This window comes from Haloferax profundi (assembly GCF_001469865.1).
Classification (GTDB): domain Archaea; phylum Halobacteriota; class Halobacteria; order Halobacteriales; family Haloferacaceae; genus Haloferax; species Haloferax profundi.
Map to the genome: position 1 here is coordinate 1 of NZ_LOPV01000218.1, position 15,099 is coordinate 15,099.

General features: G+C 61.2%; 16 protein-coding genes and 1 pseudogene. 14 read left to right on the top strand and 3 right to left on the bottom strand.

Going from position 1 to position 15,099, the window contains the following annotated elements; genetic code table 11:
- The 7 genes and pseudogenes from AUR66_RS11010 to AUR66_RS11040 all read left to right on the top strand — a co-directional run.
- Window positions 1–404, top strand: a pseudogene (locus AUR66_RS11010) (Gfo/Idh/MocA family protein); the annotation flags it as partial.
- Window positions 401–1,780 (top strand): nucleotide sugar dehydrogenase, encoded by a 1,380-nt coding sequence (locus AUR66_RS11015; protein ID WP_058572465.1) that lies wholly within the window; start codon window positions 401–403, stop codon window positions 1,778–1,780. The pseudogene AUR66_RS11010 and the gene AUR66_RS11015, both read left to right, overlap by 4 nt.
- On the top strand, window positions 1,773–2,858 hold the full coding sequence (wecB, locus tag AUR66_RS11020; protein WP_058572466.1) for a non-hydrolyzing UDP-N-acetylglucosamine 2-epimerase: 1,086 nt from the start codon (window positions 1,773–1,775) through the stop codon (window positions 2,856–2,858). The genes AUR66_RS11015 and wecB overlap by 8 nt, the downstream gene beginning before the upstream one ends.
- The gene (locus AUR66_RS11025; RefSeq protein WP_058572467.1) at window positions 2,851–3,741 is read left to right on the top strand and encodes a polysaccharide deacetylase family protein; all 891 of its coding nucleotides are present in this window, start codon (window positions 2,851–2,853) and stop codon (window positions 3,739–3,741) included. Before wecB ends, AUR66_RS11025 begins: the two co-directional genes overlap by 8 nt.
- Before the next feature lie 205 nt (window positions 3,742–3,946).
- Window positions 3,947–5,248, top strand: coding sequence for an antibiotic ABC transporter permease (locus AUR66_RS11030; protein ID WP_058572468.1), 1,302 nt, complete (start codon window positions 3,947–3,949; stop codon window positions 5,246–5,248).
- A gap of 243 nt (window positions 5,249–5,491) precedes the next feature.
- Complete coding sequence (locus tag AUR66_RS11035) at window positions 5,492–6,637, top strand: lipid II:glycine glycyltransferase FemX (protein ID WP_082682181.1); 1,146 nt, start codon at window positions 5,492–5,494, stop codon at window positions 6,635–6,637.
- Between the two features lie 16 nt (window positions 6,638–6,653).
- Entirely contained in the window at window positions 6,654–7,691 is a 1,038-nt protein-coding gene (locus AUR66_RS11040) for a lipid II:glycine glycyltransferase FemX (RefSeq protein ID WP_058572469.1), read from the top strand.
- Between the two features lie 29 nt (window positions 7,692–7,720).
- Here the strand turns inward: AUR66_RS11040 and AUR66_RS11045 are convergent, their stop codons facing one another.
- The 3 genes from AUR66_RS11045 to AUR66_RS11055 all read right to left on the bottom strand — a co-directional run bounded on the left by AUR66_RS11045 (window position 7,721) and on the right by AUR66_RS11055 (window position 9,104).
- Entirely contained in the window at window positions 7,721–8,020 is a 300-nt protein-coding gene (locus AUR66_RS11045) for a winged helix-turn-helix domain-containing protein (RefSeq protein ID WP_082682180.1), read from the bottom strand.
- Window positions 8,021–8,498: 478 nt separating this feature from the next.
- Window positions 8,499–8,873: a PIN domain-containing protein gene (locus AUR66_RS11050; RefSeq protein ID WP_058572471.1), complete on the bottom strand. Its 375-nt coding sequence runs from the start codon at window positions 8,871–8,873 to the stop codon at window positions 8,499–8,501.
- Window positions 8,874–9,104, bottom strand: a complete 231-nt coding sequence (locus tag AUR66_RS11055) for an AbrB/MazE/SpoVT family DNA-binding domain-containing protein (protein ID WP_058572472.1) — start codon at window positions 9,102–9,104, stop codon at window positions 8,874–8,876.
- Window positions 9,105–9,305: 201 nt separating this feature from the next.
- Between AUR66_RS11055 and AUR66_RS11060 the strand changes: the two genes are divergently transcribed.
- The 7 genes from AUR66_RS11060 to AUR66_RS11090 form a co-directional block, all read left to right on the top strand.
- A complete protein-coding gene (locus AUR66_RS11060; protein ID WP_058572473.1) occupies window positions 9,306–10,157 on the top strand; it encodes a DUF6544 family protein in 852 nt (283 codons plus the stop codon).
- A gap of 101 nt (window positions 10,158–10,258) precedes the next feature.
- Window positions 10,259–11,134 (top strand): 5'/3'-nucleotidase SurE, encoded by an 876-nt coding sequence (gene surE / locus AUR66_RS11065; RefSeq protein WP_058572474.1) that lies wholly within the window; start codon window positions 10,259–10,261, stop codon window positions 11,132–11,134.
- Between the two features lie 214 nt (window positions 11,135–11,348).
- On the top strand, window positions 11,349–11,609 hold the full coding sequence (locus AUR66_RS11070; protein ID WP_058572475.1) for a type II toxin-antitoxin system HicB family antitoxin: 261 nt from the start codon (window positions 11,349–11,351) through the stop codon (window positions 11,607–11,609).
- 1 nt (window position 11,610) lies between these two features.
- On the top strand, window positions 11,611–11,856 hold the full coding sequence (locus AUR66_RS11075; protein ID WP_058572476.1) for a type II toxin-antitoxin system HicA family toxin: 246 nt from the start codon (window positions 11,611–11,613) through the stop codon (window positions 11,854–11,856).
- Between the two features lie 186 nt (window positions 11,857–12,042).
- Window positions 12,043–12,807, top strand: coding sequence for an Imm49 family immunity protein (locus AUR66_RS11080; RefSeq protein WP_058572477.1), 765 nt, complete (start codon window positions 12,043–12,045; stop codon window positions 12,805–12,807).
- 244 nt (window positions 12,808–13,051) lie between these two features.
- Window positions 13,052–14,692, top strand: a complete 1,641-nt coding sequence (locus tag AUR66_RS11085) for a hypothetical protein (RefSeq protein WP_058572478.1) — start codon at window positions 13,052–13,054, stop codon at window positions 14,690–14,692.
- Window positions 14,689–15,099, top strand: a 411-nt coding sequence (locus AUR66_RS11090) for an ABC transporter permease (RefSeq protein ID WP_197409746.1), incomplete at its 3' end; no start/stop codon positions are given. The genes AUR66_RS11085 and AUR66_RS11090, both read left to right, overlap by 4 nt.

A 15,099-nucleotide genomic window follows, 5' to 3' on the forward strand; every position in this document is an offset into this window, starting at 1 on the left:
CGACTGCCCAGTTGACCTTCGCGAACGGTGTAGTCAGCACACTGACCGCGAGTCGAGTGACACAACAGAAGACGCGCACGCTCGATATCACGGCGCGTGACCGCCTCATCCGGGTCGATTACGTGAACCAGTCGGTCCAAATCTTCCGCCAGTCGCGTCCCGACTACCTCCGCGAGAACGGGAACATTCGCTTCCGCCACGAGGTAGTCATGGAGCAACCGATGATAGAGGCGGGCGAACCACTCAAACACGAACTCGAATCGTTCATCGAGGCAGCGATGGAGGGTGGTCCAATAATCGTCTCCGCCGCGGATGGCCTCCGTGCAGTCGAAGTTGCACAGCGCATCGAGGCCGCGGCACACGCGAACGAGCAGGCCGTCGAAGTCTCTGAGGAGGTACGATGACCGCCTCCAGTTCCGGCCTCTACAACTCGACGCGGCCCCCAGAGGGACAGCGAACAGCCCTCACGGGCGGCGCTGTGCCTGTCACTGTCTACGGACTCGGGAAGATGGGCCTCCCACTGGCCGCCGTCTACGCACAGGCGACGGGGAACGTCGTCGGCGTGGATATCGACCCCGACGTGGTCCGAACCGTCAACGACGGGGAGTGTCACGTCGCAAAAGAACCGGGTCTACCAGAACTCGTCGCCGAACAGGTCGAACGCGGTGCCCTGCGTGCCACGACGGACAGTGTCGAAGCGGCGAAGCAAGCGGCGATTCACGTCATCATCGTCCCGACGCCGTTGACGGACGACCGCGAACCCGACCTCGCGGCGTTCGAAGCAGTCCTCGACAGTATCGCTGCGGGACTCACACCCGGAGATATGGTCGTCGTCGAGTGCACCGTTCCTCCGGGAACGAGTCGTGACCTCGTCGTCCCGTACCTCGAATCCGAGAGTGGCCTCTCACGCAGCGAGTTCGGTGTCGCGTTCTGCCCGGAACGAACGTCGTCGGGGCGAGCGTTACAGGACATCACCGAGTCGCACCCGAAAATCGTCGGTGGCGTCGACACGGAAGCGACCCGAGCAGCCTCGCTCATCTACGGCGAGATAACGTCGAACGACGTCATCGCCGTGAGTGACGCCACGACGGCGGAGGCCGTGAAGTTGTTCGAGGGCGTCTACCGAGACGTCAACATCGCACTCGCGAACGAACTCGCACGCATCCGCGACGACCTGGGCATCGACGTGACGGAGGCCATCGACGCCGCCAACACGCAACCGTACTGCAACATCCACGCACCCGGTCCGGGCGTCGGTGGCCACTGCATCCCGTGGTATCCGTACTTCATCACGAGTCGTGTCTCGGCAGAGACGCCGTTGATTCTGACCGCCAGAGAGGTCAACGACAGTATGCCGGCGTTCACTGCGGACACACTCCGTGACGAACTTGCGAACGCAGGCCGCACCATCGAGGGCGCGACTGTCGCAGTCCTCGGGGTGACCTACCGGCCCGGTGTCGCCGAGACCCGCGCGACACCGGCAGCAGGCGTCATCGACCGCCTGAACGAACACGGCGCGACGGTCCTCGCAGTCGACCCGATGCTCGACGACGACGTCGTCGCCTCGTTCGGAGCGACGCCTGTCGCACTCGGTGACCTCCCGAGCAAGTCGCTGGACGCCGTCGTCGTCGTCACGCCACACGAAGAGTTCGACGACATCGAGTGGGCCGACTTCGACGACCTAGTCGTCGTCGACGGGCGCGGAACGCTCGGCGACATCGGCCACCGCGTGTACACGATTGGTGGTGGTCCACGAAGAAGCGGAGTCAGCCATGAGTGACCTGAAGATTCTATCCGTCGTCGGTGCGCGCCCGCAGTTCATCAAGGCATTTCCCGTCTCTGCCGCCCTGCGGCGCGAGCACGACGAAGTGCTCGTCCACACCGGCCAACACTACGACGAGTCGCTGTCGGGCGTGTTCTTCGACGAACTCGACATCCCGAAACCTGACTACAACCTCGGTGTTGGGTCGGGACCGCACGCCGCCCAGACGGCGGAGATGATGCAGCGACTCGACACAGTCGTCGCCGACGAAGACCCAGACGTGGTCCTCGTCTACGGCGACACGAACTCGACGCTCGCGGCGGCACTCGTCGCGTCGAAGCGCGACCCACTCTTGGCCCACGTGGAAGCGGGACTCCGGAGTCACAACTGGGACATGCCCGAAGAGGTGAATCGCGTCCTCACCGACCACTGTTCGGACCTCCTGTTCGCCCCGTCGGAATCGGCCGCTCTGACGCTCGAATCCGAAGGAATCCACGACGGCGTCTTCGTGACCGGTGACGTGCAGTACGACGCAATCTTGCGAGTCCGGAGTACCGCACGAGAACGGTCCACGGTACTCGAAGACATGGGCCTCCGTGACGGCGAGTACGTCCTCGCGACGGTCCACCGTGCCGCCAACACGGACGACAGGTCGAGACTGGAAGCAATCGTCTCCGGACTCGGGGACGCGGGACGACCGGTCGTCTTCCCGGTCCACCCACGGACCGAGAACGCCCTCCACGAGGCAGGCCTCTGGGAGCAAGTCACAACTGACGAGAACATCCTCGTGGTCGACCCGGTGGGTTACCTCGACTTCGTGCGTCTCCTCGACGGCGCAGAACGCGTCGCGACCGATTCGGGCGGCGTGCAAAAGGAGGCGTTCTACCTCGACAAGCGCTGTGTCACCCTCCGTGACGAGACGGAGTGGGTCGAGACAGTCGACGCCGGGTGGAACACGCTCGTCGGTGCCGACGCCGTCGCAATCCGAACAGCGCTCCAGACGGACGACCCACTCCCGGAGAAACCCTCACTCTACGGTGACGGGACTGCCGCGACGCGAATCGAAGACGCACTCTCGTCGTACGACGATGAGTGACTTCGCCCTCCTGTTGACGCACGACGTCGACCGGCCGTACAAGACGTATCAGAGCCTCTTCTACGCGACCAGAGAGCGACCGGCGTATCACCTCCGGACGCTCCTCTCCCGCGAGAATCCGTACTGGCAGTTCGAGGACATCGTCGAACTCGAACGTGAACTCGGTGTTCGCTCGTCGTTCTACTTCCTCGACGAACCGAGTCTGCTCCGGACGGGGTCGCTCACCGACTTGTTCGACCCGTCGAACTGGGTCGAACACTTCGGGCGGTACGATATCACGTCGGACGAACTCGTCGACCTCATCCAGGACCTCGACGACGGCGGGTGGGAAGTCGGGATGCACGGGTCGTTCCGCTCGTGCGACGACATCGACCGCCTCTACACGGAAAAGCGTGAGTTGGAGTCGGTCCTCGGCCACGAGATACTCGGCGGCCGACAGCACCACCTCAAACTCGGTGACCGGACGTGGGAGTTCCACCGTGAGATTGGCCTCAAGTACGACGCCAGTCCCGGGTCCAGCACGGAGTTCGGTTTTTCTCATGGATATCAGCCGTTTCGACCCTTTGGCGACGAGTTCGTCGTCTTCCCCCTGACGCTGATGGAAGTCGCACTTCCCGACCCCGGCGTCTCGTTCGATGCGGCGTGGTCCGAGTGTGAGCGACTCCTCGTCGAGGCCGAAGCGAACGACGCGGTGATGACGGTCCTCTGGCACCCTCGCTACTTCAACGAAGACGAGTTCCCCGGCTATCGACGACTCTACCGACGACTCGTGGAGTGGGCGCTCGAACGAGGTGCCTGGGTCGGCCCCGTCGCAGACTACTACCGAGCGTTCCTCGAAGACGCCGAGTCGACGCACGACGGCGTGGTGGCGACCGAGTGGTGACGTCCGAGTGGTGACGTCCAAGTCGTGGCGACAGAGCGGGAACGGGTCGCACTGGGGCTGTGAGCCCTCGGAGTGACGTAGCGACGCTCTCTTCGAATATCAGTGTCTTCGTGGCGTCTCTGGCGGATATTCGCTGTATAACAAAGCCTCCTGCTTGCCACTTCTCGATAGCGAACACTCACCAAGAGCGGTATTTCTCACACACATGAATCAACACTCACCGACACTGCACCCCCACGAGACGGACGTCGATATCGACCGACTACAGCAGTACGTCGACGTCCTCGACGACGTTCTCGACTACGCACAGGACCGCGACTACAACGGCTGGGACTACGGAGACGGGATGAGCAGTCGCGTGCTCCACGCGATTCCCTTCGACAACAAGTGGTTCAACCTCGCGGTCCAGGAGTTCATCAAACGGTCGCCGGTCAACGTTCGACCGCTCTTCCGTGTCGAACAACGGCGAAACTTCAAGGGTATCGCACTGTTTGCGATGGCGAACCGAACGCGTGCACAGCTAGTCCCCTGGTTCGATGGTGCTGGCGACGCCGACCGGTATCGAAGCGACGCAGCGTCGCTGACGAAATGGCTCGTCGACCATCAGGTCACGGGGTACAGCGGGTTCGGTGGGAGCCACCGACACAGAATCCAGCATCCATCCGGACGGAGTGGTCCCCGAGAGACGATACCGAACCAGCCGAACCTCGTCTCCACCTCGTACGGAGTCAAAGCACTCCTCGCGGGAGCAGAGTTCGACCAGCGTTACCCAGATATCGCGAAGACGGCCGTGGACCTCGCCGTCGACGACCTCGACTATCGTCGGAAAGACGGCGGCGCAGTGATGGACTACTACCTGACCCACCCGAAGGACAGTTACACCCTCAACGCACTGGCCATCGGTGCGCGGTACTTCGTCGAACTCTACGACCACTTCGGCGACGAGGAGTTCCGGGAGCGTGCAGAGGAAGTGTTCGACTTCGTCGCGTCGAAACAGACCGAACGCGGCGGGTGGTACTACCGTGAACCACCGACGTCGTCGCACCTCTCGATGGACAACCACCACAACGGGTTCATCATCGAGAGTCTCCTCCGGTACGAACACATCGTCGGAAGCGGCCGATACGACGACGAGATTGCTCGGGGGATAGACTTCTACGCTCGTGAGTTGTTCGACGAGGACGGAGCCCCGAACTTCGACGAAGAGAACGCCTACCCCAGAGACATCCACGCGACAGCACAGGGGATTCTCGTGTTCACCTATGCAGGCCAGTACGACCGGGCAGAACGCGCTATCGACTGGGCACTCGCGAACATGTACGTCCCCGAAGAGGGTCGCTTCTACTTCAGAAAACACCGATTCTACACGAAGCGCACGACGCTGATGCGCTGGTGTCAGGCGTGGATGGCCTACGCACTCTCAGAGTTCGTCGCGTCGAAGATTGCCGGTGAACCCTCCCACGGGTACGGTATCGACACCCTTCGCGCAGCGACAGAGACTGCCTGAACGTCTCCCGACGTTCCAGTTTTCTGTATAGTCGCTTCATAACAAATCTCCACCCTCACGTCAACACGAATCGAGAATGTCTTCTGAGATGATATGCGCGGGGACGCCTCACTCTGGGCACCGTGTCACCGCCGGGGTGACCGCAGTCGTCGGAAGGACGGCGTCTCGGACCCGCGGTGGCAACGTCAACCGTACGTTTCGAGCGACCCCACGCGTCGAAGACACACATTCCTGTTCACAACCATGACAATCCAAATCGTAGAGTTCGACGAGAGTCGACGTGACGAGTGGGACCGATACGTCACGCGGTCGGGTGACGCGAGTATCTTCCACCAGTATCGTGCCCTCGAACTCCAGGCGAAGCACTCGAACTCGACGCTCCACCCACTGGTCGGGTTCAAGAACGAGCAGGCAATCGGACTGTATCCAGTGTTCGAGTTGCAGAAAGGACCCGTGAGGACGGCGTTTTCACCACCACCAGACCTCGGCGTCCCGTACCTCGGGCCCGTCATGCTGGGTGCGGACAACATCAAACAGCGAAAGCTCGAACGTCGTCGAAATCAGTTCATCGAGGGCTGTACCGACTGGGTTTCGCGTGAGGTCACGCCGAAGTACACCCACCTGCGAGTCGGGGACTACTACACGGACATGCGAATCTTCCAGTGGGGTGGGTGTACGGTGACGCCGAAGTACACCTACAACGTCGATTTGGCCCGCAGTGAAGACGAGTTACTGCTCTCGTTCAGTCGGAGTGCCCGACGGAACATCCGCGACGCAGAGCAGGCCTCGTCGAACATCTCTATCGGGGGGAGAACAGACGTGGACGCGATTCTCGAACTCGTCGAAGACCGATACGACGAGCAGGATTTGGCGTTCGACGTGCCTCCGGCGTTCGTCCGCGACCTGTACGACGACCTACCGGACGGGCAGGTTCAGCCGTACGTGTTCGAAAACGACGGCGAGTTCGTCAGCGGTATCATCGTCTTGAACTACGGACAGACGACCTACCGATGGCTCGGTGGTGTCCGTCCGAAAGAGGACTACCGAGTCGACGTCAACGACCTCCTCGACTGGCAGATTATGCGCGATGCGAAGCGCGACGGACGAGTTCGCTACGACCTCGTCGGCGCGAACAACCGTAGACTCAATCGGTACAAGGGGAAGTACAACCCCGAACTGGTCACGTTCTACCAAATCGAGCACGGGTCACTCCCCGTCCGTGCTGCCGCACACCTCTACAAGAACGGTGTCAGTTCGGGAATTGCTGCGCTCACACAGTCGAAGCGACCGATTAGTCCGGCACGGTTGGTGTCGGGAATCGTCCCGTCGATGATGACGGTGCAACAGCGCGAATCGGTCCCCGGAGACACCGTCTCTGGCGAAAAGTAACCCTCTCAACACACAGATGTCACAACTACGACTCGAACAGATGAACCTCGACGAATGGGGCGACGCGCTCCCATCGTCCGGGGTCGAAGTATTCCAGACCCCCGCAGTGCTCGACGCAATCGACCAACACTTCGACGGAGAGATGCGCCTCCTCGGCGCGTTCAAAGGACAGGAAGCCGTCGCGCTCCTCCCAGTGTTCGAGCGCAAAAACCCTCTTGGGCGCGTCGTCGTCTCACCTCCGCCGTCGATGGCGATTCCCTACATCGGCCCGATACTGATGCCGAACAGTCCGAAACAGAGCGCCTACGAGTCGGTGAACAAGGAGTTCGCCGACCTGGTGATGGACGAACTCGGTGTCAGGTCGAATCGGGCGTTCGTCCGTATCCTCTGTTCTCCGTCGTATCTCGACCCGCGGCCCTTCGAGTGGTCTGGGTTCGCAATCAAACCCGCGTTCACCTACCGCATCGACCAGTCGAACCAGTCGCTCGACGACGTTCAGAGCCAACTCAGTCGGAGCCTCAGGCGCGAAATCCGACAGACACAGGACCTCGATGTCACCGTCAGCAGAGAAGGAATCGACGGTGCAAAACTCGTGTACGAAGACGTGGTGTCGCGATACGACGAACAGGACGAACCGTTCGGGATGCCGTGGGAGTTCGTCGAGACACTCGTTCGGAACCTCGGTGACCGCTGTCGGGTCTACGTCGCCCGCGACCCGGACGGGGAGTACCTCAGCGGAATCATCGTCCCGTACTCCGAGGAGACGGGGTACTTCTGGCTTGGTGGGGCACGCGGGGTGTACGAGGGACTGAGTGTCAACAACCTCCTTCACTGGACGATTCTCGAAGACATCGCCACCGACGAGGCCCTCGATTCGGTCACGAAATACGACCTGGTCGGCGCGAACACCGAACGCCTCTGCAACTACAAATCGAAGTTCGGCGGGGAGTTGGTCCCGTACTACACCGTCGAGTCGACGGGTGTTGGAATGAACCTCGCCAAACGGACGTACCAACTTCTGAACAAGAGCGGCGAACGGATTCCGACGAAGTAACTGTCCCTGCGACGCGTTCGGCTCTCCACCTACGCCATCTGTTTGTTCTCGATGACCTGCCAGATGCCTGCCGCCTCGTCGGTGAGTCCGTAGACCCGTCCTTTCTTCCGGTCTTCGGGGACGAGGAGTTCGACCAGCGAGCGGTCCTTGAGTTCTTGGAGTGCTCGTGAGACGTGTGCAACGGGACGACCGGAGTCTGATGCAATCTGCGTCGGTGTCGCAGGACTCTCGTCGAGTCGTTCGAGAACGTCGACTCGATACCGCGAACTGATGACGAACCCGACGTCGTCCCACGGAACGTCCTCGGCCATCGCGCTGGCAGAACTCATGCTGCACGCACCTCCGTCGAGTCGTGGTGCATAGCCGTACGGGCTGAGACCAAGCAGGGAGATGGGGTCGGACGAACGAGAGGAGATTCCGAGACAAACCCCGAGCAGTGCGACACCGGTTTTGACACCCGTATTCGACCGATTAACGTCGTATTAACGGCTACAGTATCGGGTCTCTGAATTCCCAGTCGCACTCGTTTGGAGCTCATTCATTCGTTACTAAGAATTTAATTACATAAAGTCACCGTTGTAATAATTATCACAAGTTCATGAATATCAGGAGAATACGAATGACAGACGAGCAAAACATTTCCAGAACCGTGAGTGTCAGCGTTTCACGTATCTGTTTTGCCACAGGACGGTCTGAGAGACAGTCCCGGCGACTGGACGACTCTGCTGTGTCGAACGTGTCGACGACCGATGGTCGTCGTGGCGTGCTGGATTTAGGGCGCGTATCAGTCCCAGCGTCGGTGCACCGTCACTCGTCTCGTGCTTCCTTCAGGTCGAGTCGTGGGGCAAACGATTCGTACGTCTCGTCGCTCGAGACGATGGTGTCTCCGTCGGACTCGACGAGGTGAAGCGCGTCGAAGGGTGTGAACCCGTGGTCTTCGACGTAGGTTGCGGCCGCGACGACGGTATCCACGTCACCGCGGACGTCCAAAAGAGCGGTTGCGTTCGATATGACGCGTTCGGTGTCTCGGCCTTCGCGGTACGCGACCACGAGGAGTTCGATGAGCGTGAACTGGGACGTCCACAGGTCGTCACGGTGCTCGCGGTACACTGCTTCTGCAGTGTCACCCAGCCAATCTTCGTCTTTGATGAGGGCGAGGAGGAAGTCTGTCTCCGCGTACATTCAGCGTCCAGCCTCGTCGAGCGCTGCCTCGCGTGCTTCTTGGCGGAGTTCGTCGGCCGTCTTCTCGACGTCTGCGAACTCCGACCGGAGGGCATCGAGTGGGTCGTCCTCGATTGGAATCAACTTGATACCGTCGTGAAGTTGGACAATGTGATAGTGCTCACCGTACCGCTCTCGAATCTCTTTCGGGAGCGTGAGTCGGCCACGACTGTCCAACGTTGCCTCGGACATGTGCTCGTTTACGGTGGGTACGTACAATAGTTTTCCCCGGGTCGTTATGTTTACCCATTTAGTCGCTGTGAGCGCTCCAACTGAGTGTTCCCTCGGCATCCAGCACTCGTGTGTACTCCCTCAGTCGGCGGGGTGACCACCAACTACCACGACCTGAGAGTAGTGACGAGACTCATAACGGTGGTGGTGGTACTCACGAATATGTCACTCAAGCGTCTGCTCGGCGTGGGTGGGGTGGTCCTCCTCGGCGGTGTCGCGGTTGCCCTCGCAAGTCGGTCTCAGCGTGCAGCGACGAGTACCCGTCTCGTCGGGGAACTCCTCGCAAACAGAGTCTCGACGCAAAGTCGAACCGTTCGGTTCGAAGATATCGAGGACCTTCCCGACCCGATTCGGCGGTATCTCGAACACGTCCTGACAGAAGGTCGGCCGTACGTCCACACCGCGCGACTGCACCAAGACGGTGAGTTCCGCCTCGGTGACGCGTCCGCCCCGTGGAAACCACTCGAAGCGACGCAACACTACACTGTCGAACCGCCTGGGTTCGTCTGGGACGCCCGCATCGACATCGTTCCGTACGCACCCATCCGCGTCGTCGATGCCTTCGTCGGCGGGGAAGGACTGCTCACCGCGAAACTGTTCTCGGTCGTTCCAGTGGCGGACGCCGACCCATCGCAGGAACTCGACGAGGGCGAACTCGCCCGGCACCTCGCCGAGATGGTCTGGTTCCCGACGGGGTTCCTCCCCGGGCAAGGCGTCGAGTGGGACGCGATAGACGACCAGTCGGCCCGAGCGACCATCGAGTACGACGGGACGAGTGCGTCTGTCGTGTTCCACGTCGACGATGACGACGAAATCACGCGCGTCACTGCAGACCGCTGGTACGAGACAGACGATGGGTCCTACGAGTTGCAGTCGTGGACCGGGTACTTCCACGACTATCACGAAGTCGATGGACTCCGCATCCCCGGTTCGGGAGACGTCGAGTGGAACCTTCCAGACGGTGACCTGCCCTACTGGCGGGCGGACATCGACGGCGTCGAGTACGACCCGTGAGTACGTCGAACGGGGCTGAGACTGGTGGTTCCGACCACTCGTCTGACTTCGAGGGGGAATTCCGGAAAGTCTACCACCCGTCACAGTAACCTGCGAGATAGATGAGCGACTCCGCCTCCCCGCTTCGTATTCTGCTCACCAACGACGACGGTATCGACGCACCCGGCATCGCCGCGATGCGCGAAGAACTCACCGCTATCGGTGAGGTGACCGTCGTCGCACCCGCGGAGAACCAAAGCGGCGTCGGGCGCGCCCGCAACGAACACGCCATCCGCCGAGACCACCCGTGGGGGTACGCCCTCGAAGGAACCCCCGCAGACTGCGTCGCCTACGGTCTCCGCGGTCTCGACGCCGACTTCGATATCGTCGTCTCCGGCATCAACGACGGCCCGAACGCCGGAAACTACGTCGTCGGCCGGTCGGGGACGGTCGGTGCAGGAATCGAGTCGGCGTTCCTCGGCACGCCGGCACTCGCAATCTCCAGTTACCACGCGCGGGACTTCTTCTGTCACCCCCCAGAGGAGTACGACTTCTCTCGACCCGCCCGCGTCGCTCGCGCCCTCACCGAGTGCGTCTGCGGTGCAGGAATCTTCGACGACGTAGACCTCCTGAACGTCAACGCACCAATCGACGTTCCGAACCCGCGGATGCGCGTGACCCGCCCACTCGCAGACTACGACCAGCAGGTCGACCACCACGACGACACCGCGTTGCTCCCCGATGGTGACCGCGAAGACAATCTCGGCGACGACGAGGTTCTCGTCCGTCTGCGCGACGTGTCGTGGCCCGATACCGTCGGATACCAAAACCCGTTCCCCCCGAACGACGAGTATCGTGCGCGCTACCCCGTCGGAAGTGACCGCCGCGCGATGGTCGACGGCGAAGTGAGTGTCTCACCCCTCGCAGTTCACCACGGGCACACGGAAGACCCGAAACTCACGAGTGTCGTAGAGAGTCTCTCCGAGCAAGTCGAGTGAGTTAGCGAAGCGTACGTTCAGCCACCCGGCCGAGTGACGGACCCCGATTGAGAACGAACAGCTCTGTTGAAATCCTTAGAACCTGACAGAAGCCGTGTGACACAGACAGAGGGTGAGTTTAGCAAAGTTTCACCGATGGTCGTGGTGACGGTCTGAGTTCGACGCAAAACCGTCCGAACGCTTATTTGTAGACGCATACTCAGTTCCGATAGAAATGGCCAGCACGACTCGTGACAACCGTAACGGGGGCGTCGAGTTCATCCACGAGGATGATGGACGAGTCACCGCAAAGGACATCGAGACGGGTGTCGCTTCCTTCGGTGACGACCGCGCGGAAGCACTGCGGATGCTCGCCGACGCACTCGATGCCTACCACGGGAAAGGTGAACCCGTCGATGAAGACGAGCTGGCCGCAGAACTTGGTCTCAGCGAAGACGAAATCGGGAGCGAAGGCCGCCCGCCGTGGGACGAGTAACGTGGGTCGGACGACGTTCACAGGCCGGGAAGTCGCGAAGGTGCTGATGAAATTCGGCTACGAGCCGAAATCACGGACGGGGAGTCACCTCACGCTGGAGTACGTCAACCCCGACACTGGCGAGGTTCGACGACCGACTGTGCCACTTCACGGCGAGATTCCTCGTGGAACACTCGGGAGTATCGCAGAGCAGTGCGGTGCAGAAGATTTCCACTCGTTCTGTGAGTGGATTGACGACCACTGTTAGGATTCGCTGCGTAGGCTGTGACGTTGCTGGCGCAATTCGGACCCGGAATGGGCTTTCATGTCAAATATCTATATCTGGACAGACTGAGAAGTATGTTCATTAGTGAAACTCAACGAAACCGAACTCCGCGCACGGTTGAAGAGACGCTCATCGGCCAGACAGTCTGGATTTAGGGCGATACGGCGAATGACTGACGAAGGTCGCGTCCCGGTGTCTGCGTTCGACTGGCTGTCCCTCCAAGGGGGAGGACTCGGGACGACTGAACTGCTGCTTGGAGAGGTTCAAACTGCGCGTTCGTGGTTCGCTGAGGGGGCGTTAGCCGAAACGATGGTAAGTGAACTCGTATGGCAGCACCGCGAGGCAGTTGGGGAAGATGAGTGTTCGAATCTTCCCATTACCGCCGAACACGCACTTCGCGACGCGCTACTCTCTGCTGACCCACGGGTTGTCGGTGCCGCCGTCGACGAGATACTCGAACTCGACGAATCGTACCTCGACGACTATCCCGACATGACGACCCGGTACTACCACCTCATTGGCCTCGCCCACTTGTTGCGCGAGGACACAGCCCAAGCTCGCACCGCGCTCGCAAGCCTCCGTGACTCGGTGGAGAAAGACGACCAGTTCCTTGGGAACTACTTTGCCGAAGCGTTCGCCGATGCTCTCGAAGGCTTTCTCGACCACGACGAGCAACTCGTCCAGCACGCACTCGATTCGCTCACAGCCTATCACGAGGATGTTCGAGGCGGCGGCGACGGGACGAAAGAACTCTTCGACCACTACACGGGCGCGTACCTTTTGCTCGCCCGCCATCGAGGGATGAACGTTCGCATCGACAGCGAGTACGTGCCAGCAGAACTCTACAATATCGAATGGAGGTCAGTCGAACTCCCCGAGGATACACCAGACGCCTTGCGAGAGCTGTACGAGAATGCCGAACCAATAGCGTAGCAACGGACGAGTGTCGTCAGGTTAGGTAATTGTGCTATGGAGGTTTCGGCGTGGTCACTCCAAGTCGCTGTGACCGACTTGCGCGCTGTATTCAGCACGCACTCAGCAAACTATCAGTGGCTGAGGATTTCAACAGATACGAACGACTCAGACATCACGACAACTCCGATTTTCTTCCGGTTTCGATTGTGTTAGCAACGCTCGCGCCGGTATCGCTAACCGCTAGGACAGCTAACATCTTCCGATGAGTCTCCGCGGGTCCACCCTCACCCTCGCCGTCGTCACGATGCTCCTCCTCACGAGTGTCGGTCCGGTCACGGCGGTTCCCGACGCCCGAATCACCGTGAGTGACGCGACGGTCACACCGACCACGCCCGTCGTCGGCGAACAGGTCGTCGTGTCAGTCACTATTGCGAACTCAGTCGGCAGTCCCTCTGCCGTCGAAATCGAATCCGTTCGTCTCGAGGACCCAGAAGACGACAAGAGCGCCCGTGCTCAGCGACTCGGCACGCTCTCTCCTGGAGATTCGGTGACTGTTCCGCTCGCGCTGACGTTCGAGACGGCAGGACCACGCAAACTCTCGCTCACAGTCAGTGGGACAGACGAGGACGGAGACGACGTGCGAATCGAGCGACCAGTTCCGATAGCCGTCGAAGACGCACCGCCGCTGGTAGACGTTCGAATCGAAGACGCTGCCGTCGACGCCGAAACCCGTGTCGCGGTGTCGCTCTCGAATCCGACGACAGCAGACATGCGGAACATCGTCGTCTCTGTCGCCGATTTCGGCGGCACGACGCCGGTCAGAACGGCCTCGGTTGCGACCCTTCCAGCGGGTGCGACAGAGGTCCGAAATCTCACCGTCGTCCCCGCCGAAGTCGGTGAATCGACGCTCGAACTCGCCGTCAACTACACCACTGCGTCTGGGACCGAACGGACACTGCGTGTCGATGTACCCATTCAGACGTCCGAATTTGCAGACGACGTGCAACTCACGCTCAGGCCTGTCCGCGAGGCCGACGACGCTGCCGCCGCACCCGATATCGTGTCACTCCTCGCTGGAGGTGGTGGCGCAGGTGCCGCCCTGGGTGGCGGTGTGACGGACGGTGCAGACGACGAGTCCGCGGAGTCGACTGTCCGTTTCGACGTCGTCGTCACGAACTTCGGGTCGGCACCGATTTCGGACATCGTCGTCGAACCCACGACAGAGAGTGAAGTGCTCCCGAGACTGTCGATTCTAGGGCCGATTCCCTCGGGCGAATCGGGAACTGCGACGCTTGACCTTTCGGAAGTCCGCGACGCTGGCCCCCTCACGCTTCGGGCCACGTACCGTGTCGGCGTCCAGTCCGCGGAAACCGCGACCACAATCGAGTACCGACCCGCAGTCGCCGACCTCGTCTTTACCGACCTCGACGTGACCGTCGAAGACGGCGACATCCGAATCCTCGGCAACGTCGCCAACCAGGGCCGTGGCGACGCCGAAGGCGTGGTCGTCGAACTCGCCGAAACCGACACCGTCACACCGCGCTACCCACAGCGCGATTACTTCGTCGGGCGCATCACTCCGAGTGACTTCGCCCCCTTCGAACTCACCGGCAGCGTCGCCGAGGACGCCACAGACGTGACGGTCACTGTCCGGTACACTGTCGACGGTGCAGAAGTCGTCCGCGAGACGGTGGTCGACGTGCCGAGCGAAACCCAATCTGGTGGGTTCTCCGTGAGTGGACTGGGAGGCGGGGAAGCCAGTGAGGTCCAACCCGGCGTCGAACCGACTGGGTTGGTCTCGGGGCTCGATTCGACGACGAGGAATATCGTCGTCGTCGCACTCGTGGTGCTTCTCGTCCTCCCGGTTGCGGTAGCGATACGTATCCGGCGTGACGCGAGATGAGTCGTGTATCCGGCACGCTCGGAAGGCTTGAGTCAGTTCCCGACGGTGTGGTGGCGTCGGTGTACCTCGCCCGCAGGAACCTCGCCCGGAACAGTCTTCGGTCGACACTCGCCATCCTCGGAATCATCATCGGAGTGTTCGCCATCGCCACGCTCGGTATCCTCGGGAGCGTCATCCAACTCACCGCCGCAGACGCACTCGGTGGACTCGGCGACCAGGTCATCGTGTCACCAAACGCCGACGCCGGCATCGAACGACTCACCGACCGCGACGTGACGACCATAACACGCGCCGTCGGTGAGGACGCGACGGTCATCCCCGTCGTCACCGGGGGCGCACTCGTCGAGCGCGGCGAGGCCAGAACCTTCGCCGCACTCTACGCCGTCGAACGGCCAGGTGACCTCTTC

What these genes read in the sequence shown, in the direction of transcription:
- AUR66_RS11015 (WP_058572465.1), top strand. Translation starts at nt 401, where the DNA reads ATGACCGCCTCCAGTTCCGGCCTCTACAACTCGACGCGGCCCCCAGAG.
- wecB (WP_058572466.1), top strand. Translation starts at nt 1,773, where the DNA reads ATGAGTGACCTGAAGATTCTATCCGTCGTCGGTGCGCGCCCGCAGTTC.
- AUR66_RS11025 (WP_058572467.1), top strand. Translation starts at nt 2,851, where the DNA reads ATGAGTGACTTCGCCCTCCTGTTGACGCACGACGTCGACCGGCCGTAC.
- AUR66_RS11030 (WP_058572468.1), top strand. Translation starts at nt 3,947, where the DNA reads ATGAATCAACACTCACCGACACTGCACCCCCACGAGACGGACGTCGAT.
- AUR66_RS11035 (WP_082682181.1), top strand. Translation starts at nt 5,492, where the DNA reads ATGACAATCCAAATCGTAGAGTTCGACGAGAGTCGACGTGACGAGTGG.
- AUR66_RS11040 (WP_058572469.1), top strand. Translation starts at nt 6,654, where the DNA reads ATGTCACAACTACGACTCGAACAGATGAACCTCGACGAATGGGGCGAC.
- AUR66_RS11045 (WP_082682180.1), bottom strand. Translation starts at nt 8,020, where the DNA reads ATGAGTTCTGCCAGCGCGATGGCCGAGGACGTTCCGTGGGACGACGTC.
- AUR66_RS11050 (WP_058572471.1), bottom strand. Translation starts at nt 8,873, where the DNA reads ATGTACGCGGAGACAGACTTCCTCCTCGCCCTCATCAAAGACGAAGAT.
- AUR66_RS11055 (WP_058572472.1), bottom strand. Translation starts at nt 9,104, where the DNA reads ATGTCCGAGGCAACGTTGGACAGTCGTGGCCGACTCACGCTCCCGAAA.
- AUR66_RS11060 (WP_058572473.1), top strand. Translation starts at nt 9,306, where the DNA reads ATGTCACTCAAGCGTCTGCTCGGCGTGGGTGGGGTGGTCCTCCTCGGC.
- surE (WP_058572474.1), top strand. Translation starts at nt 10,259, where the DNA reads ATGAGCGACTCCGCCTCCCCGCTTCGTATTCTGCTCACCAACGACGAC.
- AUR66_RS11070 (WP_058572475.1), top strand. Translation starts at nt 11,349, where the DNA reads ATGGCCAGCACGACTCGTGACAACCGTAACGGGGGCGTCGAGTTCATC.
- AUR66_RS11080 (WP_058572477.1), top strand. Translation starts at nt 12,043, where the DNA reads ATGACTGACGAAGGTCGCGTCCCGGTGTCTGCGTTCGACTGGCTGTCC.
- AUR66_RS11085 (WP_058572478.1), top strand. Translation starts at nt 13,052, where the DNA reads ATGAGTCTCCGCGGGTCCACCCTCACCCTCGCCGTCGTCACGATGCTC.